The following is a 26,664-nucleotide window of genomic DNA, read 5'->3' on the forward strand; positions in this document are numbered from 1 at the left end:
TTGTAGTTTTCTAATCAAGAAAGAAATATTTTGTTCTAATTCCGAATAAAGGAACGGATATAGAATAAATTACAGATAAAGTAATTCCTTTATTTAGTCGTTCTGATCCCTAACATCTTTCACTTTGTGTGACGGGCTTGCTTTTAAAGTCCTGTTCCGAAGTTTGCCTAACGGCAAGGATAGTGCTCCGCTTGCGGAGCGGTGTTCCTGCTGATACTTTCAACAATCCAAAATCCCTTCAAGGGGAGGATAAAATCATGACAACGAAAACACCAAATCAAGATGCGCTCGTCGCATCCCTGATGCCGGATTCCGACAAGAAGATGGTGCGCATTGCGGGCGTATCGCTTTTTGTCGCAATTCTCTTGTGCTTCTGGGCTACGACATACGAAGTGCTCATTAATGATTCCATTTTCGTGGATACGCCAACCACCGAAATACAAGCAACCATGAACATCATCGATAAAAAGGAGGAAAAGAAGCCCGACAAGAAACCTGAACATAAACCGAAAGAAATCCAGCGCAAAAGGCCTGGTGGGGGTGGTAAACCCTCTGGCCGGGGAAATCCCCGCGCCCCCATTCGGCGAAGTGTTCTCCACATGCTAGAATCACAAACGGCGAATGCCTCTGCCGATGTCTACAAATTAGTGAACCAACAGTTCGCTAAAGACATCGACAAGGTTATCAAGAACTCCAATGGCTTGCAGGTCACGGGTAAAACAAAGATTGGCGAAGTCCGTGGAAAAGTTTCTGACGGCTTTAACCAGGGCATGTTTGCCGGTGGCAGCGGCGGTATCGGAAACGATATCGGCAACTTGATTGGAGGGGCTGCGGGAGCAATTTCGACAAAGGCTATGGGAAATATAAAGACTCCCAAGGAAAACGAAATCGAATGGGGCTCTGGTCCAGCATCGCGCTCCGCGGCCGATATCATGAAGGTCGTGCGCCAAAGAACGCCTGGGCTTCGGCATGTCTACAATAAACACCTAAAAAAAGTCCCTGGATTCCAGGGAAAGGTCACCCTGAAATTCACCATAGCGCCGGGTGGAGAAATCATCAGCATCGCACTCGTGTCGTCTACAACGGGGTACAGCGAATTCGACAACGAAATCAAGAGCTCTGTCGGTCGTTGGAAGTTTAGCAAGGTCAAATCGGGCAATACAACCGTGACAATCCCGTTCACCTTCTCCGAGTAGCCGTCATATTAGCATAAAAAGAGACCGCAGGGCATCTGCCTTGCGGTCTTTAAAGCTTTTTGCTTTGATCAGCGGTCTCATCCGTGAGCAACAAAGCCCTCGGGTGTTAACCGAGGGCGGTTGACGCTTTCTGCGTCCGCGGCTTCACTCGGTCATGAAATTATGCAAGCATAATTTCGCGACGCTCGTTTTGCACGCTTTTGCGAGAGAAACGGCTGTAGAGTAAGACTCTACTTATTTCTAGCCGTTTCGGTCTTATTACAGCTTGTTGTTGGAACCAAGAACGTCGACGATCTTGTGTTCGTACATCTTCTGCATGTTTTCGCGAGCCGGCTTGAGGTACTGGCGCGGGTCGAAGTGTTCCGGATGTTCGTCGAAATACTTACGGATAGCGGCAGTCATGGCGAGACGGCTGTCAGAGTCGATGTTGATCTTGCAGACAGCGGACTTGGAAGCTTCGCGGAGCTGTTCTTCCGGAATACCGACGGCATCCGGGAGCTTGCCACCGTGGGCGTTGATGGTGTCCACTTCGTCCTGCGGAACAGAAGAAGAACCGTGGAGAACAATCGGGAAGCCCGGGAGCTTTTCTTCGATGGCGTGGAGCACGTCGAATGCCAGGGGAGGCGGAACGAGCTTGCCAGTCTTCGGGTCGCGAGTGCACTGTTCCGGCTTGAACTTGTAAGCACCGTGGCTGGTACCGATGGAGATAGCGAGGGAGTCGCAGCCCGTACGGGTAGCGAAGTCGATCACTTCTTCCGGCTTGGTGTAGTGGGATTCTTCAGCCTGGACTTCGTCTTCCACACCGGCGAGCACGCCGAGTTCAGCTTCGACGGTCACGTCGTGCTGGTGAGCGTATTCAACAACCTTCTTGGTGAGGGCGATGTTGTCTTCGTACGGAAGAGCGGAACCGTCGATCATCACGGAAGAGAAACCGTTGTCGATGCAGTCCTTGCAGAGTTCGAAAGAGTCACCGTGGTCGAGGTGGAGCACGATCTGCGGATTGGCGCAGCCGAGTTCCTTGGCGTATTCAACAGCACCCTGGGCCATGTAGCGGAGGATGGTGCCGTTTGCGTAGTTACGAGCACCCTTAGAGACCTGCATGATCACCGGAGACTTCTGCTTCACAGCAGCCTGCACGATGGCCTGCATCTGTTCCATGGTGTTGAAGTTGAAAGCCGGGATAGCATAGCCACCCTTAACAGCCTTTGCAAACATTTCCCTGGTGTTCACCAGGCCGAGTTCCTTGTAAGAAACTGCCATTTGTTTTACCTCTTGATTCTTTGGCGACTTGCATCGCCGGTTAAAAGTTACGGGGCTAAATTTAGCAAATTTAAACTGCTTTGTCACGCAAACTGCAAAAAAAGAGACCCCGCACCAAGTGCGGGGCCTCTTTAGGGAAAAAGTCTTCCGTTTGGCTTATTTAGCCTCCTGCTGCAGGGCCTTGTCCTGGATCACCAGGTCCACGCGGCGGTTCTTCTGACGGCCTTCCTTGGAGGAGTTGTCGGCGACCGGCATGGTCATGCCGAGACCCTTGGCGGTCAGGCGGTCTTCGGCGATACCCTGTTCCACGAGGAATGCCTTCACGTTGTCGGCACGCTGCTGCGAGAGCTTCATGTTGTGTTCGGCAGAACCGGTATTGTCGGTGTTGCCTTCAATGGACACGTTGAACTGCTGGTACACGGAAAGAATGCCGGCGACCTTGGCAAGGCTCGTCTTCAGGTCAGCTTTCAAGTCAGCCTTGTTTACGGCGAACAGGATGTCAGACATGGAAAGGATGATGCCGCGGGCATCCTTGGACACCTGGATCATCTGGGACTGCAGCTCGTTCAGCTTGTTCATGGCTTCCTGCTGGCGGGCTTCGGCCTTCGCGCGTTCTTCGGCCAGAGCCTTTTGCTCTTCGGCAAGTTTCTTCTGGAGTTCCGCTTCGCGTTCTCCGGCAGCTTTCAGGGCGGCTTCCTGGGCTGCCGCTTCGGCCAGGAATTTTTCCTGGTTCTGCTGCATTTCGGCCTGGAGTCTAGCTTCCTGGTCCTTCATCTTGGCCTTTTCGGCTTCCAGGTCGTTCACCTTGCCGCTGCGGGCCTGGTTGATCTGTTCCTGGATCGCTTCGATAGACCTGGCCGTGGCGGCACGCTTTTCCCAGTTTTCGGCGGTGTGGTTGCGGAGCTTCTGGGTTTCGCTCTGTGCGGTGACAATCTTTGCGTAGGTGTCGCACTTGGCAGAAAGGCTCTTCACCTTTTCAGATTCGGGGTCGTCCTTGTAGGCAACTTCCAAGTTGGAAAGAGTGGCCTTGGCTCCGGCGAGGGAATACTTTGCCGAAATAGCGTTCTCGGGAATGTCTTTTGCGGCGTTGTCGAGGGCAGTCTTGCAGGCTTCAACGGGGGAGGGTTGCTTTGCGGCCGGTTCTGTTGCAGCCTCCGGTGCTGTTTCTTCAGCAGCGAAACATACGGATGCGGCCAGTGCACCAATCAAAAAGAGATTTTTAGACTTCATTACTTGGCACCTCCGTTCTTTGCTTCCTGGTCCAGGATGCTCTGGTAGATGAGCTTGCGTTCCACGTCGCTCCTCAGTTCCTTTTCAACTTTTTCGTCTTCGGCTTTGGCCGCGCTGAGTTCTGCATTGGCTATGGCGAGCTTATATTCGAGTGCGCTTTCCTCGGCGAGAGCGGCAGCCTTTTCATTTTCGCCTTCAGCTTCCAGCTTTGAGGCGGATTCCAGCTTGGCGTTTGTTGATTCGATTTGGACGGGTTCGACTTTTGCTTCTTCGGCAATCGTTTTGTGATCATTGGCGTAATCAATTGAACTTTTTGCATTGACGCTTCCGGCGCAGCCCGACAATAGGGCAAGAGCTACTACGGAAAGCCCTGCGAATAAATATTTTGTTTTCATCTAATGTCTCCCATCGGATTTTATAAGTGACAGGTTAAATCTATAAAAAATTTACTTGATAAACTGATAGTGTATATATAAATTTATAAAGGTGCTTGGATTGGAGATTCTATGAAACATTTGGGGCTGTTGCGCACATTCGCGTTGTCTTTTTCGCTTGTCGCATGTCTTGCGGCGAATTCTTTCTCAGCCGTAGAATATACCCTCCACAAGTCAAGCAATCCAACCTCCGACGAGCAAGATGCCTACAAGCGAATCACGACGGTGATGGATTCGGCGGTCAAGCTCTACAACACATACTCGAACCTTTCGAAGTTCATCAATGTCTACTACGCACCAGGTGTGCCCACGGCCGAGGCGAGCAGCAACGGAGATTTGCGCTTTGGCGAAAACCGCAGCTACATGGTGGTGCCCACCGCCATGCACGAGATGGGCCACACGATGGGAATCGGGACCACTTCGGAGTATGCGGCCACGTGCGTGGACAAGGTATTCAGGAACGACAAGGTGCAGGCGAAGCTCCGCGAAATGGACGGCCCGGATGCGGAACTCCATTGCGACTCCCAGCATATCTGGCCCTACGGCTTGAACCAGGCGAGCGAGGCCAAGTCCGAGCAGGACCTGATCAACCACGTGATTCTTGTTGAGACCATTTACCAGCAGCTGTTCAAGGTGGCGTTCTTAAGGGATGGACGCATCCGCTCGGTGGAAAAGGGGACTTGTATGGGGATTACCGCCGACAATGCGCTCGAGCTGATGGATTGTAGCGACTCGGCGACCTTCGTGAAGATTTTCTCGGTGGGCGACAGTCCCGTTACATACTATTTTCAGCTCGGGAACCGAGTCGTCGACATTCCTAACGAATCGACTGCGGCTGGCATTAGAGCAGCGACCTACGGTTATAATGGCGGTGCACACCAGAGGTATATTCTCGAAAAGGCGGAAACGGTGGGGGATGACAGCCTTGTCTACCTGAAGAACTATAAAAGTGGCCTTTATCTAGAAGCGGTCGGCTCTACGGTGGTGCAAAACCCGAAGCAGAACTCTTCGCAAAACTTAAGCTGGATTATCGAGAATTTTGCGGTTCAGGATTCGACAAAGGATAGCTCCGTTGTCGCTGATTCAAGCGGAAAGGATTCTTCCAAGACGCAGATCCTTGAAAAGCGTCTGGTGCGTTCCCAGTTGCTTTTCTTGCCTACGAGAACCTTCGACCTTAAGGGCCGCGCTGTTCGCAAGCAGGCGCTAAGCCGCAGGCGTGGAATGGTGTTGTTCAACAAATAATTACGCTCAACAAACGAAAAAGCCCTTCGAATGAAGGTGGAATTTGGTTTGCTGAGCTTCGCCCAGCAAACGAAAAAGACTCTCTAAAAGAGAGTCTTTTTTCGCGGGATAGACGAGGCTTGAACTCGCAACCTCCGGCGTGACAGGCCGGTGCTCTAACCAAAATTGAGCTACCACCCCAAATCGTTTCCGATTTTCGGTAGTGGGCGATAACGGATTCGAACCGCTGACATTCTGCTTGTAAGGCAGACGCTCTGAACCAACTGAGCTAATCGCCCGAAAGGGATTACTTGTCTTGGCTCTTGCCCTTCCAGAGGATTCCGACTGGAATCACGACCAGGTAGGCGGCAACCAGGATAAGCGGTGCAACTGTGAGAGATACCGGATTGTCTGCAGGGCCAGTGGCGAGGCAAATAAAACCGATGACAAGGAGCAGCACACCGAGAGCAATCAGAATGATATTCTTTTTATCCATCAGTAGGTCCTTTTCTCAAGTTACGAGCCCAAATATACAAAGTTTATGGCCCTTGTCAAGTCAAAACCCTGTAATTTGGACAAAAAAGTTGTTTTTAACGACAGACAATTACTCGTTGTCGAGTTCGTTATAGGCTTTCTCGGCGTTTTCGCGAGTCTGGTCATTGTTGTTCTGCGGCGGATTGCTTGCGCAACCGACAACGAAAAGCAGGCTAGCGATTGCTGCGATGGCGGCGATGGTCTTTTTCATGGTGCGTCCTTTGTTAAAGGTTACTTTTGACCCGGATACTTGACACGGGTGTGATAAGTTCCGTCCAAACTGTGCAGGAATGCCTTTTCCAGCTTTGAAAGATCCTTGATGGACAGGTTACATTCGTTGAACTGGCCTTCGGTAAAGCGGCTCTCGATGGTCTTGTGGATCATGGCAGAAAGCGCTTCGGGGCTGGTGTCGGTCATGGAGCGGCTGGTGGCCTCGATGATGTCTGCCAGCATGAGAATAGCCGTTTCCCTGCTCTGTGGTTTCGGTCCCTTGTAGCTGTAGTCTTCGACCTTGACCTCTTCGCCCGTTTCCTTGGCTTTTTCAAGAGCCTTGTGGTAGAAGAACTGGATTACGGAAGAACCGTGGTGCTCGCGAATACCTGCGGCAACCAGGTCGGGAATGTTGTATTCGTGGGCGAGGTTTGCGCCTTGTTCCACGTGACTTGTGATGATTTTTACAGACTGGTCCGGTTCGAGGTTGTTGTGCGGATTCACGCCCTGTTTCTGGTTCTCGGTAAAGTATTCGGGACGCATGGTCTTTCCGATGTCGTGGTAGAGAGCCATGACGCGCACCAGGAGAGAATTTGCTCCGATGCTTTCGGCAACATGTTCGGCCAAGTTCGAAACCTGAATGCTGTGGTGGAATGTACCTGGAGCGTATTCCGAGATGCGCTTGAGTGCGGGACGGTTGAAATCCGACATTTCCATGAGCGTAAGTACCGTGGTGATGCCGAAGATGCGTTCCATCAGGTGGATGAGGGCCACAGATGCAAGTGCATAGCAAAGGATGATGTTTGCGCCGGCGGCGATAAGGTTGTGGTAGAATGCATCGAAAGACAGCCGGTTGCGCAGCAGGAACATCACGCTGATGGCTGCGGCCATGGCGAGGATTCCGACGATGATTCCCCATACGAATTGCACTCGGTAGCGCATACGAGCAATCGGGGCGGTTGCGACAAAGATGACTGCGAAGGCGCAGACCATGGATGCAAGGTCGTAGCCGTTCAAGATGCCAAAAATCATTGCGGACAGAACGCCGAAGGCGATTCCTATGCGGCGGTCGTAAAGGACGGTTGCAGTAACCGGTGCAAACGCGAAGGGGTACAGCCACATAAAGTCCAGGTTTTCGGGAATAATCGATATGTCGGCGCTGGTAATGCTGCCGGATAGGTGGTGGACACCCCAGAAGGCGACAAGCTGCAACAGGGCAAGTGCAATCAAGCTCCACAGTTGGCGTGCGCTCTTGAAGAGTCCCCTGGAGGGCGTGTTGAACATGAAGATGAAGAAGAAAGTGATGATGATGGCAAATACCAGTGCGTTACCGTAGATGGCGGTAAAGGTCTTGGAGTTTTCTTCTTTCTGCTGGGCTCGCTGGAGTGCGTCAATTTTTTCGAGTATTTCCTTGGTAATCGGGGCGCCCTGGGCTACGATTTCCATGCCGCGTGGTACCATGCCCTTGATGAGTGTCACCTTGTTGCGGGCATCTTCGCGGCTAGCAATCGTTTCTTTTTCCAGGTAGAATACATTGGGCATCATGAACACGAAAAGTGTCTCGTAGAAGGCGCTCAGGAGTCCCTGTTCGTTCGGGAAACTCATCTGTAGCTGGGCAAAAGCCTCGTCGATACGGCGTCGGAGCGGCTGGATGTTGGAGGCTTCGACGGTCGTCTTTTCGTTGTCCTTGATGAGCGTAATGTTTGGCTTGTTGTAGATGATGTATTTGAAATCCTGCAGGTTGTAGTTGTCGCGGTAGAGCTGTGCTGCAGTTTCGGTGCTTGCGATGAATGTGTTGGAAACTCCCATCTGCAAGATGCGGTTAAATACGGTGAGGAGCGAATCTCTCGCCTTGGAGTTAAGGCTCAATGGCTTGATCGCCGATGTAGAAATGCGCTGCTTGAGGACCTCATAAATGCGAGACGCCTGTACCACTTTGGATTGCAGGGTGGAATCGCTTTCGCCGTTTGCCGTCAGCTGGTTGATTTGGATTTGCAGCGAACCATACTGGGCGAGCTTGTGCAAGAACTGCTTCAGGTCTTCTGATACTCGATTGGTCTCGTCACTGTTGAACCCGAAGATTGCGTTCACCTTCTCGGCGGCACGGGTCTTTTCTGTTTCGATTTCCTGTTCTGACTTGGGAACTTCAAAGTTGATGGGGGCAACAATCGTACGCGTGCTCACCTGCCCCAAGTGAGGTCGTTCGGACTGGAGCGCGATGTTACGGTCGGGAAACAGGAAAATTGCTGCGGCAGCAACAAGCACCCAGCCGATTATAAAGTGAATTCGCATCTTTCTCTTTTTCATATATCCTTCTCGTATGCGTTCAGGATGTCTTTCACTAGTGGATGGCGCAGGACGTCGGTCGCCGTGAACTCCACTTGGGCAATCCCGTGGATTCCTTTCAGGAGTTTCATGGCATGCATCAGCCCTGACTTCTGGCCTTTAGCAAGGTCAACCTGGGTCGCATCCCCTGTAATAATAGCTTTGCTGTGGGGTCCTAGGCGGGTGAGGAACATTTTCATCTGTTCGGGAGTCGTGTTTTGCGCTTCGTCCAAGATGATAAAGGCGCGTTTGAGGGTTCGTCCACGCATGTAGGCGAGCGGAGCGACTTCGATTGAGCCAGTTTCCTCGTACTTGCGGAGTTTTTCGACGGGTAGGAGCTCGGCGAGGCTGTCATGGATGGGGCGCAGGTACGGCGCAATCTTTTCCTTAAGGTCGCCGGGCAGGTAGCCGAGCGATTCACCTGCTTCGACTGCCGGGCGCACCAGGCAGATTCGTTCCGCCTCATGGCGTTCCAGGCTCGAAACGGCGAGCGTTACCGCCAGGAAGGTCTTGCCGGTTCCGGCAGGGCCCTTGGCGAAGATGATGTCGTTGTGTTCAACCGCGGATACCAGTTCGGCCTGCGCCTTGGTCTTTGCAAATACGGAAACGCCCATGCGGTTTCTGAAAATAGGCGTTGTAGGTATCGTTTCTCCGCCTTCGAGATGGACCGATGCGGAATCTGTCGGGTCGAGCATTCTCGAAAGTTCTGTGGCAGAAATCACCTTGCCATTTCGTGCAGCCATCTTTAGCTGGTCGAGCACCGTATAAAGGCCCGAGATGTCGGATTCCTCCCGTTCGATGATTTTTAACCCCGGGAGCCTTGTCTGTATATCTACGCAAAAACGGCTCTCCAACAAGCGGAAAACCGTTTCATTTACGCCCGAAATAGTTCTTTTCAGGTCGTCCGATAAACGATAATGCAGTTCGACCATCTAGAACGCAGTTGTAATTATTCTTCGGCAGCAGGAGCTGTAGAAATACCGAGCTTGTTCTTGGCCTCGAAGATTTCCTTGCGGAGCTTGTGGTTTTCTTCGGTAATAGCGACAGCTTCCTGTTCGGTCTTTTTCAGCTTGTTTTCGTCGATTTTTTCCTTCGGAGCGGCTTTCTGCGCTGCCGGGGAATCACTATTGTCACTATAATCTTCGTCGCTGGAACCACCGGAAGAGCCGGCGCAAGCGGTGAAGAGTGCTACAGTCGATGCTGCAAGGATCAATTTCCAATTTTTAAAAAGAGACATTTAATCAGGCTCCATTCTAGTCTGTGATGCCTCAAATGTATATAATTTAAAGCAAAAGCGGTGCGAAAAAGGTAAATTTATACCGAAATTTTACCTAATTAGAGGCAAAAAAATGGTTGAAAAGTCAATTTCTAAGCCTTATTCGCAAGTTTTTATATCGTCAGACCGCTACAATTCCAAGAATTTGTACAGAAAACGCCGCAAGGCCATGCTCAAGGAACTAGATTCGTTCTGTGTTTTTGCAGGAATCCCCATGGATCCTGGAACAGAAGAAGCCTACGTGCAAATTTGGAACAAGATGGTGCAGGAACCGGCGTTCATGTACCTGACGGGAATCAACCAGGCGGGCTGCTACCTGTTGCTCGATCCTAGGACCGACGAAGAAATCTTGTTTGTTCCGCCCAAGGACCCGTTCAAGGAATTCTGGAACGGCAAGCGTTTGGGCTTTTTGGAAGGCGATAACGAGGTGGCCCGCGTAACGGGAATTAAGGATGTTCGCCCGGTGGATGAACTCATGGATACAGTGGTTGCCCGAGCGAAAAAGCTTCCGAAGGGGGGCTACGCTTATGCCTACTACTTTGAAAAGTTCAAGGAAGACCACAACGACCGGTTCAGGCACCAGTTGCTCAAGGCGCTAAAGCCAACAGGCATCAAGCTCAAGAGTGCTGCTGCTTTGCATTGGTCGCTCAGACTCCCGCTGGAACCTGAGCGCATTAAGGATGCCGAAGCGGCGCAGGCGGTCACGAATAACGCCTTCCGCATGGTGCTTGCCGAAATGAAGACTTTCAAGACTGAGCGCGAATTGGGCCTGAAGCTCGATTACGAAATGCAGCGTGAAAGCGATGGCGACCTCGCGTTCCCGACGATTGTTGCAGGCGGTGCAAACGCCTGCTGCTTGCATTATGTCAAGAAGGACGAGCCGCTTAAAGCGGGGGAGCTGGTGCTCCTGGACTTTGGCATTCGCATCGGGAGTCTGCACAGCGATCTTTCCCGCACCATTCCTGTAAACGGCAAGTTCAATCCGTTGCAGAAATTGCTGTACCAGATAGTGCTTGATTCTCAGGTTGAGTACCAGAAGCATGTGCGCCCGGGCGTATCTCTCAAGGAAATCGGAAACGTGCCTTGGAACTATATTGTGCAGGAACTGGAAACCCGCTTGGTCAAGGGTGCGAAGGGTTCGTACAAACTATTGTATGACAAGCGCCCGCACGGCGTAAGCCACTTTATCGGCGAACAGATTCACGAAGGCGAACCGGGAACCCGCTCCTTGGATACAGTCCTCAAGCCGGGAATGCTGATTTCCTGCGAACCGGGGCTTTACGGCGAATTCAAGGCGACCATTGCCGGCAAGACCTACCGCGAAAAAATCGGTATCCGCATCGAAGACGACCTGCTGATTACCAAGGACGGATTCAGGAATATTTCAGAAGATATCCCGAAGTCCGTTGACGATTTGGAACGGTTGATGAAGTAGGCTTGTTGCTAAAACTGTTGTATTTTCCTAAATTTTCGCCGAAAAATTTAAAAGGTTACAACCATGAAACTTTCCAAGTACTTTTACGTGACGCTCCGCGAAACGCCGAGCGACGCCACCATGCCGAGCCATATCTTTTTGATGCGCGGCGGCTACATCAAGCCCGTTTCTACCGGTATCTACTCCATGATGCCGATGGGCTTCCGCGTGATCCAGAAGATCGTGAACATCATCCGCGAAGAAATGAACAAGATTGGCGGTATCGAAGTGGACCTGCCGGTGGTGCAGACTGCTGAACTCTGGAGCGAATCTGGCCGTTACCAGGCCATTGGCGAAGAACTCCTGCGCTTCAAGGACCGCAACAACCACAACATGGTGCTCGCCATGACGCACGAAGAGGCCATGACTGACCTCGTGCGCTATGTGCTCAACAGCTACAAGCAGCTGCCGGTAATGCTCTACCAGTTCAAGACCAAGTACCGTGACGAAGCCCGTGCCCGCGGCGGCCTTATCCGCGTTCGCGAATTCCTGATGAAGGATGCCTACAGTTTCCACACCAGCCAGGAAGACCTGGACCGTCACTACCAGGAAGAATACGACGCCTACCTGCGCATCTACCGTCGCGTGGGCATTGAACCGGTGGTGGTGCAGAGTGATACGGGCATTATGGGCGGTAAGGTCGCTCACGAATTCATGCTGGACACCCCGAACGGCGAAGACTACTTGATTCTTTGTAAGAAGTGCGGCTACCAGGCCAACCGCGAAATCGCCAAATTCCAGCGCGTGCCGTTCAAGGGCGACGAAAATGCAGCCCTCGAAAAGGTCGAAACTCCGCACTGCCCGACCATCGAAGAACTCACGGCATTCATGAACGTCCCGGCTGAATCTACCGCCAAGTGCGTGTTCTTCGACTTCGAAGGCAAGCTCATCACGGTCGTTGTACCGGGCAACCTCGATGTTTCCGAAATCAAGCTTCACAACTTGCTGAAGGCGAAGGAACTTTACCCCGCCGAAGATAGCCTCATCAAGGCTTGCGGCATGGTTCCAGGCTTTGCTTCCCCGATTAATTCTCACGACACCCGCATCATCGTGGACGAAGCGATTGCCGATTCCTTCGACCTCGTGACGGGTGCCAACGAAGAAGGTTTCCACTTCAAGCATTGCAACCCGAAGCGCGACTTCCCGAAGTTCGAAGTGGCGGACATCGCCGAAGCATCCGAAGTCTGCAAGTGCCCCTGCTGCGGCGAACTCCTCACCGAGACTCGCGGTATCGAAATGGGCAACATCTTCAAGCTGGGAACCAAGTTCTCCGAATCCATGGGCGCCAAGTTCCTCACCGCCGAAAAGACCACCGCTCCGGCCATCATGGGCTGCTACGGCATCGGCGTGGGTCGCCTGATGGCATCCGTCGTGGAAAACAGCCACGATGACTTCGGACCGATTTGGCCCAAGTCCATCGCGCCGTTCCAGGTGGAAATCGTCCCCATCGGCAAGGAAGCCGAACTCGTTGAACTCGCCGAAAAGTTTGAGAGTGAACTTGAAGCCGCCGGCATCGACGTGCTGGTGGACGACCGCGACGAACGCCCGGGCGTCAAATTCAAGGACGCTGACCTCTGGGGTTCTCCGGTGCGCATCGCCATCGGCAAGAAGGGCCTTGCGAACGGCGAAGTCGAATGGAAGTTCCGCAACGAAAAGGATTTCTCCATGGTCAAGGTCGAAGACGTTGTGAAGAAGGCCAAGGCATACTTTAAAGAATAAACGAAGCGTTGTTCGTGCGTTTAATCACCCTTGCTCCGGCAGGGGTGTTTTTTTTCTTGACAAAGTTGTTTTTTTTCTTATATTCCGTGAGAGGCAATATAAACAGAGGTGTTTTATGAAAAAGATTCTTTTGACTTCATTCGTCGCCGCAGTCTGCGCCATGATGCTTGCTTGTGGAAGCGATTCCGGTACCAATTCCGGCTCGAACGGGGGAGTGGTCAATACACCGTCGATGGGTAATACATCGGCAATCCTTCAGCCGCATGAGTGTGAAAAAATCATGCAGGCCTTGCCTGTTCAGCCGGAATTGCCTTACAATACGACTTACAACTCTGAAAATGAAGAATGCTTGTTGGTAATCCCAGAAGCGGTTGATAATGCGGTTGCTGCAAATTTCCTTAATAACTTGGATAGCAGTGCCAAGGCTATTTTCCATTACGGGTCACGAGATGAATTTGTACTAAATATGGGTGTGGAATTTGACTATAATTTTGACGCAGCCCCAAATCAGTTGACATTTGAACTGATCAATGATTGCAAGCGAGCTGCTTATGTAGCGAATATTCCTGAAAAGGATTCCGTATGGCTTGCCGAATATGCTTGCAGCATGTACACTGGAGAAGACGACTATTATACTTACATGACTCAGCAACATTGGCAAGATCAGATGGCGAATTTAGTTGCAGATGGGTGGCTAGCAACAACAGGTTGCGGAAGACGATTGGAACTCTCGGGCTCGGATTATTGTTTCCAAAAACAAATAAATGATTATTTATTTGAATTGGGTTATGGTATTAAAGACAAGGATATGCTGTTGAGGGTTGATGTTGCGTTTGCTTATCAGAAATTGCTATAAACCGCAATTTTATTAAGATTGTTTAATCCTATAGCATATCCTGCTATAGGATTTTTTATTAGAAAAAAAGCGTCGGCCAGGGAAGGGGAGGGTGCAGGGAGGGGACCGGGCGGCCTTCGCAAAAGTGTGCAAGTGAGTGTCGCACAGGCAAGTTTACTTGCCTGTATGACTGAACGTAGCCACGGACGCATAGCGTCCACTCCGAGCTGGGTCCCCTCCCGCAAAAATAAAGCTTTTTATTTATAACCTCTGTTTTTTTGAAACTTTTTTAAAAAGTCATTTTTCTATATTATTCTCCGAAAAAATTTTCTCTAAGGAGATTCTTATGGATATGAAGAAAATTGCTCTTGGTTCTGCAGCGTTGGCTGCTTTTGGTCTTATGGGTTGCGACCAGATGGGTGGCGACAAGGCTGAGTCCAAGGCCCCTGCCGCCATTACTGCAAATTCTACCGACGACCAGAAGTTTGCCTATATGCTGGGTGCCCAGTTCGGCGGCCAGAACTTTACGATTATTCCGCGCCAGATGGGTGAAGAAATTTACGAAGACGCCTTGTTGCAGGCTATTCGCGATAATGTGAAGGCAAGTAAGGACACGAACTTCAAGGTCCAGATGACGACGGATTCTTTGCAGGCTTTGAGCAAGCGCTATACGGCGATTGCCCGTAAGCGCTACGAAGAAACCCGTCCGGACAGTGCCCTGGTTGCCGAAGGCAACAACGAAAAGATCAAGGCTTATGTGGATTCTGTTGCCAAGGCTCAGCCTGTCACCAAGGCTCCTGTATCAACAGGCGCCGCTGTGACCGTTGCGGGCGATTCTCCGGACAATACCAAGTTCTCCTACCTCCTGGGTCTCCAGTTTGCTAACCAGTTCGTCAATATCGGTAGCCAGTTCCAGACAGAATTCGATGTTGACTACTTCATTTTGGGTATCAAAGAATCTGCCGCCAAGGTTGCTGATTCTACTTACACGCTCCAGCTCCCGCAGGATTCCTTGAACGCTGTGGGTCAGCGCTACCAGCAGAAGATGCAGGATATGCGTGCCGCAGCCATCAAGAAGCAACAGGAAGAAGAAGCGAAGCTCAAAGAAGAAATTGCTCCGCTTCGTGGCGATACCCTTGCAAACGGCATGCCGCAGAAGTTGAACTTCAAGGTGAAGGCAACGAAGATTTTTGTGGACAAGACCATTGCAACTGATCTTGAAAACCTTGAAGCATTTGCGGGTAAGCCGCTCTTCATTATGTACTTCTCTGCTACCTGCGGCCACTGCGCCCATGCAGCACCCGAAGTACTTGCCATGGCCAAGGAATTTGCCCCGAAGGGCCTGGTTACGCTCGCAGTGGCTAGCGGCGGAAACCAGAAGGTCGGTATCCGCAAGTTCATGGATAATGCCAAGTGGGACGAATCCATCAACGTGGTCTGGGACGAATCCCGCCAGTTCGGCGAACTCTACAGCGATGGCTATGTTCCGAAAGTCTATGTCGTGAACCCGGATGGCACCTACAAGATGTATGCCGCATTCGAAAGCCAGAAGGACGAAATGAAGCAGGATCTCGCAGGTCTTGTGTCTGGCAAGAATGTCGAATGGAATCCCGAAGCTCCTAAGGCCGAAGAGAAGAAGTAATTTCTTCCGATGTCACTCGTTGCAGAATTTGACGTAGTCGTCGTAGGTGGTGGGCACGCTGGAATTGAAGCGACCCATGCCGCCTGGAAACTCGGTGTGAAAACCGCCATGCTCACGATGGATATTAACGCCATCGGGCGTATGAGCTGTAATCCGGCCGTAGGCGGGGTGGCCAAAGGTCAGATTGTTCGCGACATTGATGCGCTCGGTGGTCTGATGGGCCTACTCACCGATAAGGCTGGCATCCAGTTCCGCATGCTCAATATGAGCAAGGGGCCGGCCGTATGGGGCCCGCGTGCCCAGTGCGACATGAAGTATTACAGCGAAGTGGCCCGCGAAGTCATTACAAGCCTTCCGGGGCTTTCGGTGATTCAGGGGGAACTCGCTGCCTTTACGCGCATGGCCGACGGTCGCTTGGAACTCACGCTCCTGAACGGCGAACGCTATATTACCCGTTCGCTTGTGATTACGAGTGGAACCTTCCTTGCTTCCAAGATGTTTACCGGGCTTGAAACGAGCATCGGTGGGCGAGTGGGCGAACCCAGTGCAGATAAACTCTCGGAATGCCTTGCCCGCGAAGGAATAGCGCTCCGTCGCCTTAAGACGGGGACTCCCAGCCGTCTGGATCCCGAATCCATCGACTTTAACGAGTGCGACGTGCAACGCGGAGACGATGCTCCGTGGTCCATGAGTGACCGCCATTTGGCGAATACCGTTCCTGGTTGCGACGAAAATTATTTCTGGGGCGATGTTGCGAACAAATTCGTCCGTAATGACTGCGTCTGTTGGATTACCCGCACGAACATCAAGACGCATGACATCTTGCGTAGCGGCTTCAAGGATAGTCCCATGTTTAGCGGCCGCATTCACGGCAAGGGCCCGCGCTACTGCCCGAGTATCGAAGACAAGATCAACCGCTTTGGCGACCGTGACGGCCATCAGCTGTTCCTTGAACCGGAACAGGCGGATATCGGTCGCGTCTACATCAACGGATTTAGCTCAAGTCTTCCGGCAGATATTCAGCTGGCCGCCATCCATACGATTCCGGGGCTTACCCGCGCCCGCGTATTGCAGATTGGTTACGCCGTAGAGTACGATTCGGTAGACGCCACGCAGCTTTTCCCGACATTTGAGTGTAAGAAGGTTCCGGGGCTTTACTTTGCAGGCCAGGTCTGCGGCACGAGCGGTTATGAAGAAGCCGCCGGTCAAGGACTCTTGGCGGGCATCAACGCTGCCCTCAAAGTCAAGGGCGAAGAACCTTTGATTCTTGGCCGTTCGGATAGCTACCTGGGCGTGATGGCGGATGACCTCACGAACATCTTGCTCGATGAACCGTACCGCATGTTCACGAGCCGCGCTGAATACAGGCTGTTCCTCCGTAGCGATAACGCCGAGACTCGTCTCAAGGAGCGTGCACATGAAATCGGCATGATTTCGGACAGCGATTATGCCGATTGGATGCGCCGTAAACAGCTGATGGAATCTGCCCGCATACGCATGTCCGAAGAGTCGGCAACGCCCGACCAGGCAAATATGATTCTTGCTGCCGGTGGCCAGGCTCTTTCGACGGAGCGTACCCGCTGGATCAACGTGCTGCGCCGTCCAGGGATCGACCCCGAGGCGCTATTCAAGGCTGCTTTGCCGGACTTGCCTCTGACCCGTCGCGACCAGTGGTTCATGTACGCCGAAGAAATCTATGCAGGTTTCTTTGACCGCCAAGCGAAGGAAATCGACGACCAGAAGAAGATGGAATCGGTGAAGCTGCCTGCCGATTTTGACTACATGCAGGTGACGGCGGTGAGTATCGAAAGCCGCCAGCGCCTGAATGCCCACAAGCCGCTCACGCTCGGGCAAGCTAGCCGCATCCCCGGCGTCCGCCCCGCCGACATCACGGTGCTTGCCCATTGGCTTGAAAATAGGCGCGGCTCGTAGGCTCTCTACGCTTTTTGGGTAGTTTAAAACGCCTTTTTTTCGCTCAAAAAGCATAATTTTTAATTGCAAAACCTAGAAACGGCCCGAAAATTTACTATTTTTGCGCCGTCAAATTAACAATATTTCCAAGAGGTCTATTATGTCAGAAGAAACTGAAGTCAAATCCACAGAAGAAGTCAAGCCTCAGGAAACAAAATCCCAAGAAAAGAAGGCCCCGGCCAAGAAGAAGCGCCCCCTGAACGCCAAGCGTAAGGGTCCCTCCGCTCCCAAGAAACCGGCTGTCTTTAGCGATTCCCTGGAAGAACGTTTCCCCGCCCTCGCTGCAAAGCTTAAAAAGCAGATTGAAGACGGTATCAAGCAGAAGATCAAGGATGCCCAGAACGACCCGAAGGTCAAGGCCGCCTCTAAGAAGTTCGCTGATAAGTAATCTCTCTAACGAAACTGTTGGATTTAAAAGTCTCCAAGATAAGTCTTGGAGATTTTTTATTCATAGACAAATTTGTATTTTCTATCTAAATTTGAGAAAAACTCAAAAGGAGAAACCCTATGCGTAAATTGTTCACTATCCTTGCCCTGGGCTGTGCCCTTTGCCTGGTTGCCTGCAGCAATGGTGGCAAGACCGTTACCCGTATCGATACGAATTCTACCACGGACCTCTCGGGTAAGTGGAATGACACCGACTCCCGCCTGGTTGCAGACGAAATGATCACGAGCTGCTTGACCAGCGCAAAGATTGAAAAGATTATCGGCGAAATGGGACGTACTCCGACCGTCGTGATCGGCAAGGTTCGTAACAAGAGTCACGAACACATCAGCGTTGAAACCTTTATCAAGGACATGGAACGCGCTCTGTTGAATTCCGGTGCAGCTGACTTCGTGGCAAATTCCGCCGAACGCGCCGAACTGCGTGAAGAAGTCATGGACCAGCGTGGCAACGCTACCGAAGAAACCGCCAAGTCCCTTGGCATGGAAACTGGCGCCGATTGGATGCTGACCGGTACCATCAACACCATCGTGGATCAGGAAGGCGGCCAGTCCGTGATCTTCTACCAGGTGGACCTCGAACTCACCGACCTGCAGAGCCACAAGAAGCTCTGGATGGGCGACAAGAAGATCAAGAAGTTCATCTCTAAGGATTCTGTGAAGCTTTAATCTTTAAGCCATCACGCGTAACCTTTAAATAACCTCGGGAATCCGGGGTTATTTTTCTATCTTTGGCTCTATGATCAGTATTACCAAGCTCTTGATGGATACCCCGAACTATGGGGACCAGTTGCGTTATGAGAAGCATGCGCACGAATCGACGAACGGAGTTGTTCACGGTCGTGGCCCCGTGGTGGTGTGGAATTGCACCAAAACCTGCAACCTGAGTTGCGTGCATTGTTATGCCCGCTCCGAGGCCATCAAGTACCAGAACGAACTCACGCATGAAGAAGGCTTGGCTTTGATTGATCAGTTGGCCGACTTCAAGGTGCCGGTAATCCTATTCAGCGGTGGCGAACCGCTCCTGCGCCCGGACTTTTTTGAACTTGCGAACTATGCGGCAAGCAAGGGAATTCGCCCGACCATCAGCACGAACGGCACCTGCATTACGCCCGACGTGGCTCAAAAACTCAAGGACATGGGCGTGGGTTATGTGGGCATCAGCTTGGATGGTTGCGAAGCGACTCATGACAAGTTTCGCGGCAAGGAAGGCGCATACAAGCTGGCTCTTCGCGGTATCCGCAACTGTGTGGCGACCGGCCAGAAGGTGGGGCTTCGCTTTACGATTACGCGCTACAACGTGCAAGACCTGAACGCCATTTTTGATTTGCTCGAAGCCGAGAACATTGATCGCGTATGTTTCTACCACCTGGTCTACAGCGGGCGTGGCTCCGCGATGGTTGCAAATGACCTGAACCACGAAGAGAGCCGCAAGACGATGGACCTGATTATTGACCGCACGCTCGACTTCAAGAAGCGCGGAATCAACAAGGAAATTCTGACCGTCGATAACCACGCCGATGCCGTTTACCTGTACTTGCGCATGAAGCGTGAAGATCCGGCCCGTGCCGAAAAGGTGCTGGAACTCATCCAGCGCAATGGCGGCAACCGCAGCGGTATGGCTTTTGGCAACATTGATAGCATCGGGAATGTTCACCCCGACCAGTTCACGCAATATATTACACTAGGTAACGTGCGCGAACGTAGCTTTGGCGAAATCTGGACAGACTTGAGCAACCCGATTATGGCGGGTCTCAAGAACCGTAAGCCCTTGCTTAAAGGACGCTGCCCCAAGTGCGCCTACCTGAATCTCTGTAACGGCAACTTCCGCACCCGCGCCGAGGCTGTGACCGGAGATTTCTGGGAACAGGATCCGGCCTGCTACCTGACGGACGAGGAAATTAATGGATAATGTGTAGTGTGGAATGTGTAATGTGTAATGAAAATCATTTCACACCTCACACTCCACACCATTCACTTCTAGTTTTACATGACTGAACTTGAACAGCGTCTTCTCTCTGTCATTCAGGACGCCTTCCCGCTGGAAGAACGCCCGTACAGGCGTTTGGCGGAGATGCTGAACGCGCAGGAAGCGTGTGCTGGCGGCGATGTTCGCGGGCATCTCACGGAACAAGCGGTCTTCGATGCGGTCGAGAACCTGCGACGCTCGGGCGTTATTCGCCGTATCGGTGGGGTGTACGATTCTAAAAAGCTAGGTTTTATCTCTCGCCTTTGCGCGGGCAAGGTGCCTACGGCTGCGACCGGGGCTGTCGGTGATTCTGCCTTAGAGCTGTTCGCTGCTGCCGTTAACGAGATTCCTGCGATTACGCACAACTACGTTCGCAGCCACGAATTCAATGTCTGGTTTACAGTCATTGCCCAGTCCGAAGCGGAAATTCAGAAGATTGTCGATGGGCTCTGTGCAAGTACCGACCTGCACGATGTCCATATCCTGAATGCGACGAAGAAGTTCAAAATCAATACGGTGATGGGTGCTGTTGTGCCAGAAGGCAGTAGACAGTTGGCAGTAGGCAGTGGAGTTATCCTGAGCGATGTGTGTAGCTCTGAAATGTCATTGCGTGCGGAATGTAATGAAGCGAAGCAATCTCCTGCCCGAGTTTTGTCGGATTCCGACCGGGCTCGTATCCGCATTGCCTGTAACGATATCCCGCACACGCTCACGCCGTTTGTGGATTGGGGTGTTTCATGCGATGCCCTCCGCGACGATCTCGTGCAAAAGAGAATGCGACGCTTCGGGGCAATCCTCCGGCATCAGCAGGCCGGCTTCGCGTATAATGCTATGGTGTGTTTTTATGCACCCACCGCAGCCGGCGCGGTTCTCGCAGAAAACCCGCACGTGTCGCATTGCTACGAGCGCCCCTCCTTCGAGGATTTCCCGTACACGCTCTATGCGATGATACACGCACAGACCGCCGAAGAACTGGACCGTTACATCAGGGAGGCTGCCGAATCCATCGGCAATCCCGAATACGCGGTGCTCCATTCCGTCAGGGAACTCAAGAAGACGAGCTTCAGTTTCTTTGGCTAGTTCCAGATTTTCGTGAATATTCCGACGCGATGGCCGGTCTCGAATCCAAAGAGTGTGCCTTCGTGGATTTCGTAGTTCAGTCCGAATCCGACAGGAACCTTGAAAATGCTGAAGTAGCGTGCCGCATCGAACTTCATTTTCATGCCGCGGTACTTGTCCTTCATTTTGCGGTAGGGCTTGGCCAAGTTCCTGTTTTCGGATTCTTCGATTCTTGCCTGGTACAGGAATGTTTCGCTGAAGTGCCAGCCCGTATTCAGGGAGTCGTTCCAGCCGGGGCGCCACACGAAGGATGCCTTGAAACCGACTTCGTTACCGGGCTTGTAGTTCTTGTCTTCTAGGAAGGTGTTGTAACGAAACGATGTGCCGAGCGTCAGGTGCCTGGAAAAGGGGAGGACGGTGAACGGTTCCAGGTTTAGGCGGTGGAAGCGGTTCTTTTGGGAACCTTCGCCGGGCGGAAACCGCCAGCCGAGATTTAGGCCTAAGTAGGGGAGGATCAGTCCCTTTGCGCCTACGTAGATTTCGTTAAATCCATTCACATGCAGGTTGCAGTAATTATGGATGTATCCCTCGGTTGAATATTCGTAGCTGTAGCTCAAGAAGCGGAAGGCCCCGTCTGCGTAAAGGCTCAGGCGCGGGTGTATTGCATATTCTGCCGAAATCTCCATGTCGCCGCTGTAGACGTCTTCGTCGAGCTCGACTGTTCCTTGAGTCGCAAAAGAGGTTGTCGGGGGAGTAATTGGATGCAGGTTTTCGGTGGCAACTCCCACGGCGAAAAGGAATAAGGTGGTGCATCCGATTCTTTGAATCATGTTCTAAATATAAAAAGTCTTCTTTTACATTTTTTGGACAAATTGATAAATTCTATATGTAAAAAAAGGGAATATTCAATTTTTTTACGAAACACCCCTTGCCATGGCAGATTTCGTTTGGTATTTTTGTTATATGATGAATTTTGTGACATGTGCAACCCTGAACCGTCGTTGGTGGCGCGGACTCTGACATAGAGCCCGGTATTTGTCGCAAATCACCCAAGATTTTAAGCAAAGGCTTCCGGACTCACGGAGGCCTTTCTTTTTGCCAAAACATCATTGAAATCCTCCGGGAATAAAAAGTCTTTGCGAAGGCGGAAGAAATTTTAAACAAGAGGATAAAAAAATGATCGTCATTATCGACAACTACGATTCTTTCACTTACAACGTCTATCAGGCGTTGGCAAAAATTACCACCGAAGAAATTCGCGTGCTTCGTAGCCGCGAATGCTCCATAGCGGACATCGAAAAGCTCTCCCCGAGCCGTCTCATCGTGAGCCCGGGTCCGGGCCGCCCCGAAGACGCGGGCATCTCCGTGGATGCCATCAAGCACTTTGCGGGTAAGCTCCCGATTCTTGGCGTGTGTCTCGGCCACCAGGCCATCGGTTACGCTTTCGGCGCAAAGATTGTGCAAGCCAAGTTCATCAAGCACGGCATCGCCGAAGAAATTGACCTTGACGGCAAGGGCCTTTTCCGCACCATCGGCAAGAAGAATATTTTCACGCGTTACCATAGCCTCGTCATCGACGAAGCGACGCTCCCTGCCGATTTTGAAGTGACTGCACGAGCCACTGATGGCGACATCATGGGTATCCGTCACAAGACGCTCCCGATCGAAGGCGTGCAGTTCCACCCGGAATCCATCGCCAGCGGCCGTGCCGACGAGTTTTTCAAGACATTCCTCAACTACCGTCGCGAACCGCTTGATGTGCGCGGCATCTTGAATACGCTCATGGATGGTAAGGACTTGACCCGCGCCACCGCCGAGATGTTCATGGAAGACTTGACCGACGGCATCATGGATGAGCGCCAAATGGCAGGCATCTTGACTGCGCTCTTTGCGAAGGGTCCCGTGGCCGACGAAATCGCGGGCTGCGCCTACGTGCTCAGCAAGAAAAAGCGCCGTTTCCCGTACAGTGGCGAAGAACTCACGGACATCGTGGGTACCGGTGGCGACGGCAAGGGAAGCTTCAATGTGAGTTCACTTTCGGGCCTGATTGCAGCCAGCTGCGGCGCCAAGGTGGCAAAGCACGGCAACCGCGCGGTTTCCAGCAAGTCCGGCGCTGCTGATTTCTACACTGCGGCAGGCTTCAAGCTCGACATGACTCCGGATAAAGCCGCCTCCGTCATCGACAAGACGAATTTCGTGTTCCTGATGGCACCTGTGTACCACAGTGCCATGCGCTTTGCCGCCCCGGTTCGTGCAGCCCTCGGCGTAAAGACCATCATGAACCTGCTCGGCCCTCTCACGAACCCGGCCGAAGCCAAGTACCTGATGCTCGGCGTCTATAGCACGACCGTGCTGGAACCCTTCACCAAGGCGGCGAAGGCCCTCGGCGCAAAGCGTGTGATGGTCGCTATCTCTGATGACGGCTACGACGAAATTTCGCCCTGTGTGCCGACGACCATCGCCGAAATCCTGGAAGATGGCGAGTACAAGACTTACCGCATCGACCCCAAGGACTTCGGCATCCCCTCCGTGGATCCCGAAGACCTCGCCGGCGGTACGGGTGTCGACAACTTCAACCTCGCTCTCGACGTGCTGAATGGCAAGGGCCGCCTGGGCATCAAGTATGCCTGCGCCCTGAACGCCGGTGCCGCCCTCTACATCAGCAAGAAGGCTGCATCTGTCAAGGAAGGCTACGAGATGGCCATGAAGGCCATGGAGGACGGCTCCGTTCTCAAGAAGATCGAAGAAGTCAAGGTCGCAACGAATTCGTAAAGGAGATGCCCGCTAAGGTCCCTGAGCTCGTCGAAGGGCCGAAGCGCGGGCATGACAATCTACATGTCTGATATACTGCAAACAATTGTGGAGAAACGTCGCGCGGATATCGAGCGGCTGGGTCTGAATTTCGGCATTGAAATCCCTGAAAAGCGTCGCGTAGGTCATACAGAATTCCTCGGGAACGCCGGTGCGATTCTCGAAGTGAAGCGTGCGTCGCCTTCGAAGGGGGATATCGCCCCGGATCTCGATCCGGTGGGGCTCGCGACGACTTACGCCGAGGCTCACGCCCAGGCAATTTCGGTGCTGACCGAAGGTAATTTCTTTAAGGGATCGCTTCGCGACTTGATTGCGGTGGCGGACCTGATGGAAAATCGCCGCAAGCAGGGGTTGCATACCTGCGCCGTACTCCGCAAGGATTTCTTGCTCTATGAAGACGAAATCGATGTCGCTTACCGTTGCGGTGCCGATGCAGTCCTTTTGATTGCGCGCATCCTGGATGATGAACAGCTCGTGAAGATGGCGAAGCGTGCGCAGTCTTTCGACATGCAGGCTTTCGTTGAAGTTCGTGAAAAAGACGACTTCCGCAAGCTTTCGGTTGTCACGAGCGCACTCGGGGCCGATGCCGCAAAAACGATTGTCGCGGGCGTCAACTCCCGCGACTTGGCGACCTTCCATACGGATCCGCTGGTGCCGGCATCGGTGCGTAGCAAGCTTCCTGCGAAGGCTGTGTTTGAATCTGGAATTTTATGCCCGGCCGATGCGACTTATGCGCGCAACCTCGGCTTTACGGGAATCCTGGTGGGGGAGGCGGTTGCGAAGAATCCTGCGCTTGCTAAAGAGGTGGTGCATGCGTTTGAATCGGGCTCCGAAAATGCCCGCGGCAAGTTCTGGAAAAAGTTTGCAGAGCGCAAACAGCAGAAACAAGCACGTCATTGCGAGGAACGAAGTGACGAAGCAATCCATGGCATAAATCGTCCGTTAGTCAAAATCTGCGGCATTACTCGCGACGAAGATGGCTTGCTCGCCGCAGAACTCGGTGCTGACATGCTTGGATTCGTGTTCAGCACTACCAAGCGCCTGACCACTGAGAAATTTGTGCGGGATTTTGCTGCGAAATTGCGTCAAAATGGATCGCCACGCCTCTCTGAGGCTCGCGATGACGTTCCTCTCCTTGTTGGAGTTATCACTGACCCAGAATCCCCCGAAGGCAAGACCGCCATTAAGCTCGTCCGCGAAGGGGTACTCGATGCCGTGCAACTTCATGGAATAGATCCCGCTTGCCTGGCACGTCATTGCGAGCACGAAGTGCGAAGCAATCCAGAGTCGATTTTTTGTGATGACTTGCCGCATTACTTTGCCGCCCGCGTCGGCGAAGAATCGGATTTCGACAAGGTCGCGGCTCTCCGCAAGAGTGGTGAACCGCGCATCTTGTTGGACGCAAAAGTCGAAGGAATCCCCGGCGGTACAGGCAAGACCATTCCCGAAAACTTGCTTCGCGAAAAAGCAGGCGAGTTGCCGCTCTGGCTTGCCGGCGGCATCACGCCCGAAAATGTGGGTGCGATTGTCGAAAAGTTCCACCCCGAACTTATCGATGTCTCCAGCGGTGTTGAAGACGCTCCGGGAATAAAAAATGCAGAAAAAATAAGCGCGTTGTTCGACGCGCTTAAGAAAAATTTTCGTTAGTCTTAATTCTAGTATAGAACTTCGTATTCGTCATCATCGGATTCTGTTTCGATGATGACGGTTTTTGTTACTTTCGTGTGGCTGGCTTTAGCGGGTCGCGGAGCGGGTTCTTGAACGGGCTCACTTTTTTTGACTTTTTGCCCATAATCGCGAGCAAGTCTTGCGCTGCGTTCTTGTTCCTTGACTTCTTCGCAGCGGTCATGATCGTAGTAGTAAGCGGTAAAGCGTCCGCCTACGCCATCAACAATGATTGGCACCCAAAGGAAGGGGGCTCCAAGGATGAAATCCAAAAAGAGCATTCCTCCGCGAAATCCGCTTTCGTAGCACGCTGTTTTTTCGCTGCTGCCCGAAACCATTCCCTGAAATTCCTCGCGGGACAAATCAGGATGGCGAGGGGGAATGAGCGTGGCACAAGAACTCATGAGGAGTCCGATACAGAGAACTATGGCAAAAGAGATTTTTTTCATAGAGACCCTCCTTAATACAGGTACCATTCCCATTCAAGTTCGTATTTAGTTGAGTTATAATCACTTTGCTCGACAGATTTATAATCGGATAGGTATCCGATGTTTGTTTTTGTATAGCAATAACCAGAAGACATATCGTCATTGCTAAGAGCATCCTTGTCAACAACATTAGGACAAACCTTGATGTCTTGAGTTCCGATGGGAACATCAAAAGTCGAGGTTTTGGAACCGCTCCAAGATCCTTGGTCTTGCAAGGAAAGCAGGTTGCCCGTAGACTTAGATGTGGTTTGGCCGCCAGATGCGATAAAGTAAATGGAAAAGCTTATGGTCGGGTCCCCGTCAGAATAACTACCACCGGCGGAGATTCCGTCCCAGTCGGCGGATTTCTGCTTGTAATAGGTGAGCGTGAATTTCATGGTCTTTCCCGTTGAAGTATGGGCTTCTACCACTTCTGTCTTTACGCTGGAACTGCTGTAAACGTATTCGCAACGGTAGCCGTAGTTGTTGCAGCAATAGGTGTTGCTCTTAGTGCTGGTTCCGTAGTAGCACTTGTCGGCTTCGCTAACGTAAGACGAACTGCTGTATTTGTAGGAGCTGCTGGATTTAGCGGAAGAACTGCTGTAAACATAGCTGCAACGGTAGCCATAATTATCGCAACACCATGCATCGGAATATGAACTAGTTCCGTAGTAGCACTTATCCGCCTCAATCTCTTTGCAACGATAGCCATAATATTTTTCACAGCATTCTTCGTCAGTGAGATCCCAGTTGGTCCCATTTTTGCAATCTTTTCTTTCAGCGTCTTTGTATGCTTGGTCTTCTGCTCGATCTTCTGCTTCAGAAATATCGTCTTCGATGATGTCCAGCGGGCTCTCGTCTGCGCATGCGGCAAGAATGAGTGTAAATGAAAGGGGGCTAATATATTTCAACAAATTCATGC

The 26,664-nt window shown here is 52.0% G+C and carries 24 protein-coding genes and 2 tRNA genes; 13 read left to right on the forward strand and 13 right to left on the reverse strand.

Going from position 1 to position 26,664, the window contains the following annotated elements; translation table 11 throughout:
- The first annotated feature begins 257 nt into the window (after positions 1–257).
- Entirely contained in the window at positions 258–1,196 is a 939-nt protein-coding gene (locus ACKI61_RS13360; protein WP_407458165.1) for a TonB family protein, read from the forward strand.
- Between the two features lie 258 nt (positions 1,197–1,454).
- Here the strand turns inward: ACKI61_RS13360 and ACKI61_RS13365 are convergent, their stop codons facing one another.
- The 3 genes from ACKI61_RS13365 to ACKI61_RS13375 form a co-directional block, all read right to left on the reverse strand.
- Positions 1,455–2,456 carry a class II fructose-bisphosphate aldolase gene (locus tag ACKI61_RS13365; RefSeq protein WP_297945136.1) on the reverse strand — a complete coding sequence of 334 codons (1,002 nt, stop codon included), beginning with the start codon at positions 2,454–2,456 and terminating at the stop codon, positions 1,455–1,457.
- 156 nt (positions 2,457–2,612) lie between these two features.
- Entirely contained in the window at positions 2,613–3,686 is a 1,074-nt protein-coding gene (locus tag ACKI61_RS13370) for an OmpA family protein (protein WP_407458166.1), read from the reverse strand.
- Positions 3,686–4,081 (reverse strand): hypothetical protein, encoded by a 396-nt coding sequence (locus ACKI61_RS13375; RefSeq protein WP_407458167.1) that lies wholly within the window; start codon positions 4,079–4,081, stop codon positions 3,686–3,688. Before ACKI61_RS13375 ends, ACKI61_RS13370 begins: the two co-directional genes overlap by 1 nt.
- 111 nt (positions 4,082–4,192) lie before the next feature.
- On the opposite strand from ACKI61_RS13375, the gene ACKI61_RS13380 reads away from it, so the two are divergent.
- A complete protein-coding gene (locus ACKI61_RS13380) occupies positions 4,193–5,362 on the forward strand; it encodes an RICIN domain-containing protein (protein ID WP_407458168.1) in 1,170 nt (389 codons plus the stop codon).
- Positions 5,363–5,466: 104 nt separating this feature from the next.
- Here the strand turns inward: ACKI61_RS13380 and ACKI61_RS13385 are convergent.
- The 7 genes from ACKI61_RS13385 to ACKI61_RS13415 all read right to left on the reverse strand — a co-directional run bounded on the left by ACKI61_RS13385 (position 5,467) and on the right by ACKI61_RS13415 (position 9,647).
- Positions 5,467–5,542: transfer RNA gene (locus ACKI61_RS13385), tRNA-Asp, on the reverse strand.
- A gap of 23 nt (positions 5,543–5,565) precedes the next feature.
- A tRNA-Val gene (locus ACKI61_RS13390) sits at positions 5,566–5,640 on the reverse strand.
- Positions 5,641–5,648: 8 nt separating this feature from the next.
- Positions 5,649–5,837 (reverse strand): hypothetical protein, encoded by a 189-nt coding sequence (locus ACKI61_RS13395; protein ID WP_407458169.1) that lies wholly within the window; start codon positions 5,835–5,837, stop codon positions 5,649–5,651.
- A 108-nt stretch (positions 5,838–5,945) separates the two neighbouring features.
- Positions 5,946–6,086, reverse strand: a complete 141-nt coding sequence (locus ACKI61_RS13400; protein ID WP_407458170.1) for a hypothetical protein — start codon at positions 6,084–6,086, stop codon at positions 5,946–5,948.
- 20 nt (positions 6,087–6,106) lie between these two features.
- On the reverse strand, positions 6,107–8,392 hold the full coding sequence (locus ACKI61_RS13405) for an HD family phosphohydrolase (protein ID WP_407458171.1): 2,286 nt from the start codon (positions 8,390–8,392) through the stop codon (positions 6,107–6,109).
- Positions 8,389–9,342 (reverse strand): PhoH family protein, encoded by a 954-nt coding sequence (locus ACKI61_RS13410; RefSeq protein WP_407458172.1) that lies wholly within the window; start codon positions 9,340–9,342, stop codon positions 8,389–8,391. Before ACKI61_RS13410 ends, ACKI61_RS13405 begins: the two co-directional genes overlap by 4 nt.
- A 17-nt stretch (positions 9,343–9,359) precedes the next feature.
- A complete protein-coding gene (locus tag ACKI61_RS13415; RefSeq protein WP_407458173.1) occupies positions 9,360–9,647 on the reverse strand; it encodes a hypothetical protein in 288 nt (95 codons plus the stop codon).
- 112 nt (positions 9,648–9,759) lie between these two features.
- Here ACKI61_RS13415 and ACKI61_RS13420 point away from each other — a divergent pair, with 112 nt between their 5' ends.
- From ACKI61_RS13420 to ACKI61_RS13460, 9 genes are all read left to right on the forward strand, one after another.
- Positions 9,760–11,121 carry an aminopeptidase P family protein gene (locus ACKI61_RS13420; RefSeq protein WP_407458174.1) on the forward strand — a complete coding sequence of 454 codons (1,362 nt, stop codon included), beginning with the start codon at positions 9,760–9,762 and terminating at the stop codon, positions 11,119–11,121.
- A gap of 63 nt (positions 11,122–11,184) precedes the next feature.
- Positions 11,185–12,879, forward strand: a complete 1,695-nt coding sequence (locus tag ACKI61_RS13425; RefSeq protein WP_407458175.1) for a proline--tRNA ligase — start codon at positions 11,185–11,187, stop codon at positions 12,877–12,879.
- A gap of 115 nt (positions 12,880–12,994) precedes the next feature.
- Positions 12,995–13,735 (forward strand): hypothetical protein, encoded by a 741-nt coding sequence (locus ACKI61_RS13430; protein ID WP_407458176.1) that lies wholly within the window; start codon positions 12,995–12,997, stop codon positions 13,733–13,735.
- A 325-nt stretch (positions 13,736–14,060) separates the two neighbouring features.
- Positions 14,061–15,356, forward strand: coding sequence for an FKBP-type peptidyl-prolyl cis-trans isomerase N-terminal domain-containing protein (locus ACKI61_RS13435; protein ID WP_407458177.1), 1,296 nt, complete (start codon positions 14,061–14,063; stop codon positions 15,354–15,356).
- Positions 15,357–15,365: 9 nt separating this feature from the next.
- Complete coding sequence (gene mnmG, locus ACKI61_RS13440; protein WP_407458178.1) at positions 15,366–17,288, forward strand: tRNA uridine-5-carboxymethylaminomethyl(34) synthesis enzyme MnmG; 1,923 nt, start codon at positions 15,366–15,368, stop codon at positions 17,286–17,288.
- A 139-nt stretch (positions 17,289–17,427) separates the two neighbouring features.
- Positions 17,428–17,715 (forward strand): hypothetical protein, encoded by a 288-nt coding sequence (locus ACKI61_RS13445; RefSeq protein WP_407458179.1) that lies wholly within the window; start codon positions 17,428–17,430, stop codon positions 17,713–17,715.
- A gap of 119 nt (positions 17,716–17,834) precedes the next feature.
- A complete protein-coding gene (locus ACKI61_RS13450) occupies positions 17,835–18,440 on the forward strand; it encodes a penicillin-binding protein activator LpoB (RefSeq protein ID WP_407458180.1) in 606 nt (201 codons plus the stop codon).
- Positions 18,441–18,510: 70 nt separating this feature from the next.
- Positions 18,511–19,683 (forward strand): putative heme d1 biosynthesis radical SAM protein NirJ1, encoded by a 1,173-nt coding sequence (nirJ1, locus tag ACKI61_RS13455; RefSeq protein ID WP_407458181.1) that lies wholly within the window; start codon positions 18,511–18,513, stop codon positions 19,681–19,683.
- Between the two features lie 78 nt (positions 19,684–19,761).
- The gene (locus tag ACKI61_RS13460) at positions 19,762–20,820 is read left to right on the forward strand and encodes an Lrp/AsnC family transcriptional regulator (RefSeq protein ID WP_407458182.1); all 1,059 of its coding nucleotides are present in this window, start codon (positions 19,762–19,764) and stop codon (positions 20,818–20,820) included.
- Here the strand turns inward: ACKI61_RS13460 and ACKI61_RS13465 are convergent.
- Positions 20,817–21,629, reverse strand: coding sequence for a hypothetical protein (locus ACKI61_RS13465; RefSeq protein WP_407458183.1), 813 nt, complete (start codon positions 21,627–21,629; stop codon positions 20,817–20,819). The genes ACKI61_RS13460 and ACKI61_RS13465 overlap by 4 nt on opposite strands.
- A 346-nt stretch (positions 21,630–21,975) precedes the next feature.
- On the opposite strand from ACKI61_RS13465, the gene ACKI61_RS13470 reads away from it, so the two are divergent.
- Together ACKI61_RS13470 and ACKI61_RS13475 are read left to right on the forward strand one after the other, a co-directional pair.
- Positions 21,976–23,571, forward strand: a complete 1,596-nt coding sequence (locus ACKI61_RS13470) for a bifunctional anthranilate synthase component II/anthranilate phosphoribosyltransferase (protein WP_407458184.1) — start codon at positions 21,976–21,978, stop codon at positions 23,569–23,571.
- An 87-nt stretch (positions 23,572–23,658) separates the two neighbouring features.
- Entirely contained in the window at positions 23,659–25,257 is a 1,599-nt protein-coding gene (locus ACKI61_RS13475) for a bifunctional indole-3-glycerol phosphate synthase/phosphoribosylanthranilate isomerase (RefSeq protein WP_407458185.1), read from the forward strand.
- 8 nt (positions 25,258–25,265) lie between these two features.
- Here the strand turns inward: ACKI61_RS13475 and ACKI61_RS13480 are convergent, their stop codons facing one another.
- Together ACKI61_RS13480 and ACKI61_RS13485 are read right to left on the reverse strand one after the other, a co-directional pair.
- On the reverse strand, positions 25,266–25,724 hold the full coding sequence (locus ACKI61_RS13480; protein WP_407458186.1) for a hypothetical protein: 459 nt from the start codon (positions 25,722–25,724) through the stop codon (positions 25,266–25,268).
- An 11-nt stretch (positions 25,725–25,735) separates the two neighbouring features.
- Positions 25,736–26,662, reverse strand: a complete 927-nt coding sequence (locus ACKI61_RS13485) for a hypothetical protein (protein WP_407458187.1) — start codon at positions 26,660–26,662, stop codon at positions 25,736–25,738.
- Positions 26,663–26,664 lie beyond the last annotated feature (2 nt).

Origin of the sequence: Fibrobacter sp. (assembly GCF_045601785.1) — a bacterium.
GTDB lineage: Bacteria > Fibrobacterota > Fibrobacteria > Fibrobacterales > Fibrobacteraceae > Fibrobacter.

What these genes read in the sequence shown, in the direction of transcription:
- ACKI61_RS13425 (WP_407458175.1), top strand. Translation starts at nt 11,185, where the DNA reads ATGAAACTTTCCAAGTACTTTTACGTGACGCTCCGCGAAACGCCGAGC.
- ACKI61_RS13435 (WP_407458177.1), top strand. Translation starts at nt 14,061, where the DNA reads ATGGATATGAAGAAAATTGCTCTTGGTTCTGCAGCGTTGGCTGCTTTT.
- ACKI61_RS13415 (WP_407458173.1), bottom strand. Translation starts at nt 9,647, where the DNA reads ATGTCTCTTTTTAAAAATTGGAAATTGATCCTTGCAGCATCGACTGTA.
- ACKI61_RS13400 (WP_407458170.1), bottom strand. Translation starts at nt 6,086, where the DNA reads ATGAAAAAGACCATCGCCGCCATCGCAGCAATCGCTAGCCTGCTTTTC.
- ACKI61_RS13485 (WP_407458187.1), bottom strand. Translation starts at nt 26,662, where the DNA reads ATGAATTTGTTGAAATATATTAGCCCCCTTTCATTTACACTCATTCTT.
- ACKI61_RS13380 (WP_407458168.1), top strand. Translation starts at nt 4,193, where the DNA reads ATGAAACATTTGGGGCTGTTGCGCACATTCGCGTTGTCTTTTTCGCTT.
- ACKI61_RS13420 (WP_407458174.1), top strand. Translation starts at nt 9,760, where the DNA reads ATGGTTGAAAAGTCAATTTCTAAGCCTTATTCGCAAGTTTTTATATCG.
- ACKI61_RS13405 (WP_407458171.1), bottom strand. Translation starts at nt 8,392, where the DNA reads ATGAAAAAGAGAAAGATGCGAATTCACTTTATAATCGGCTGGGTGCTT.
- ACKI61_RS13360 (WP_407458165.1), top strand. Translation starts at nt 258, where the DNA reads ATGACAACGAAAACACCAAATCAAGATGCGCTCGTCGCATCCCTGATG.
- ACKI61_RS13410 (WP_407458172.1), bottom strand. Translation starts at nt 9,342, where the DNA reads ATGGTCGAACTGCATTATCGTTTATCGGACGACCTGAAAAGAACTATT.
- ACKI61_RS13375 (WP_407458167.1), bottom strand. Translation starts at nt 4,081, where the DNA reads ATGAAAACAAAATATTTATTCGCAGGGCTTTCCGTAGTAGCTCTTGCC.
- ACKI61_RS13465 (WP_407458183.1), bottom strand. Translation starts at nt 21,629, where the DNA reads ATGATTCAAAGAATCGGATGCACCACCTTATTCCTTTTCGCCGTGGGA.
- mnmG (WP_407458178.1), top strand. Translation starts at nt 15,366, where the DNA reads ATGTCACTCGTTGCAGAATTTGACGTAGTCGTCGTAGGTGGTGGGCAC.
- ACKI61_RS13450 (WP_407458180.1), top strand. Translation starts at nt 17,835, where the DNA reads ATGCGTAAATTGTTCACTATCCTTGCCCTGGGCTGTGCCCTTTGCCTG.
- ACKI61_RS13370 (WP_407458166.1), bottom strand. Translation starts at nt 3,686, where the DNA reads ATGAAGTCTAAAAATCTCTTTTTGATTGGTGCACTGGCCGCATCCGTA.
- ACKI61_RS13365 (WP_297945136.1), bottom strand. Translation starts at nt 2,456, where the DNA reads ATGGCAGTTTCTTACAAGGAACTCGGCCTGGTGAACACCAGGGAAATG.
- nirJ1 (WP_407458181.1), top strand. Translation starts at nt 18,511, where the DNA reads ATGATCAGTATTACCAAGCTCTTGATGGATACCCCGAACTATGGGGAC.
- ACKI61_RS13445 (WP_407458179.1), top strand. Translation starts at nt 17,428, where the DNA reads ATGTCAGAAGAAACTGAAGTCAAATCCACAGAAGAAGTCAAGCCTCAG.
- ACKI61_RS13460 (WP_407458182.1), top strand. Translation starts at nt 19,762, where the DNA reads ATGACTGAACTTGAACAGCGTCTTCTCTCTGTCATTCAGGACGCCTTC.
- ACKI61_RS13480 (WP_407458186.1), bottom strand. Translation starts at nt 25,724, where the DNA reads ATGAAAAAAATCTCTTTTGCCATAGTTCTCTGTATCGGACTCCTCATG.
- ACKI61_RS13430 (WP_407458176.1), top strand. Translation starts at nt 12,995, where the DNA reads ATGAAAAAGATTCTTTTGACTTCATTCGTCGCCGCAGTCTGCGCCATG.
- ACKI61_RS13470 (WP_407458184.1), top strand. Translation starts at nt 21,976, where the DNA reads ATGATCGTCATTATCGACAACTACGATTCTTTCACTTACAACGTCTAT.
- ACKI61_RS13395 (WP_407458169.1), bottom strand. Translation starts at nt 5,837, where the DNA reads ATGGATAAAAAGAATATCATTCTGATTGCTCTCGGTGTGCTGCTCCTT.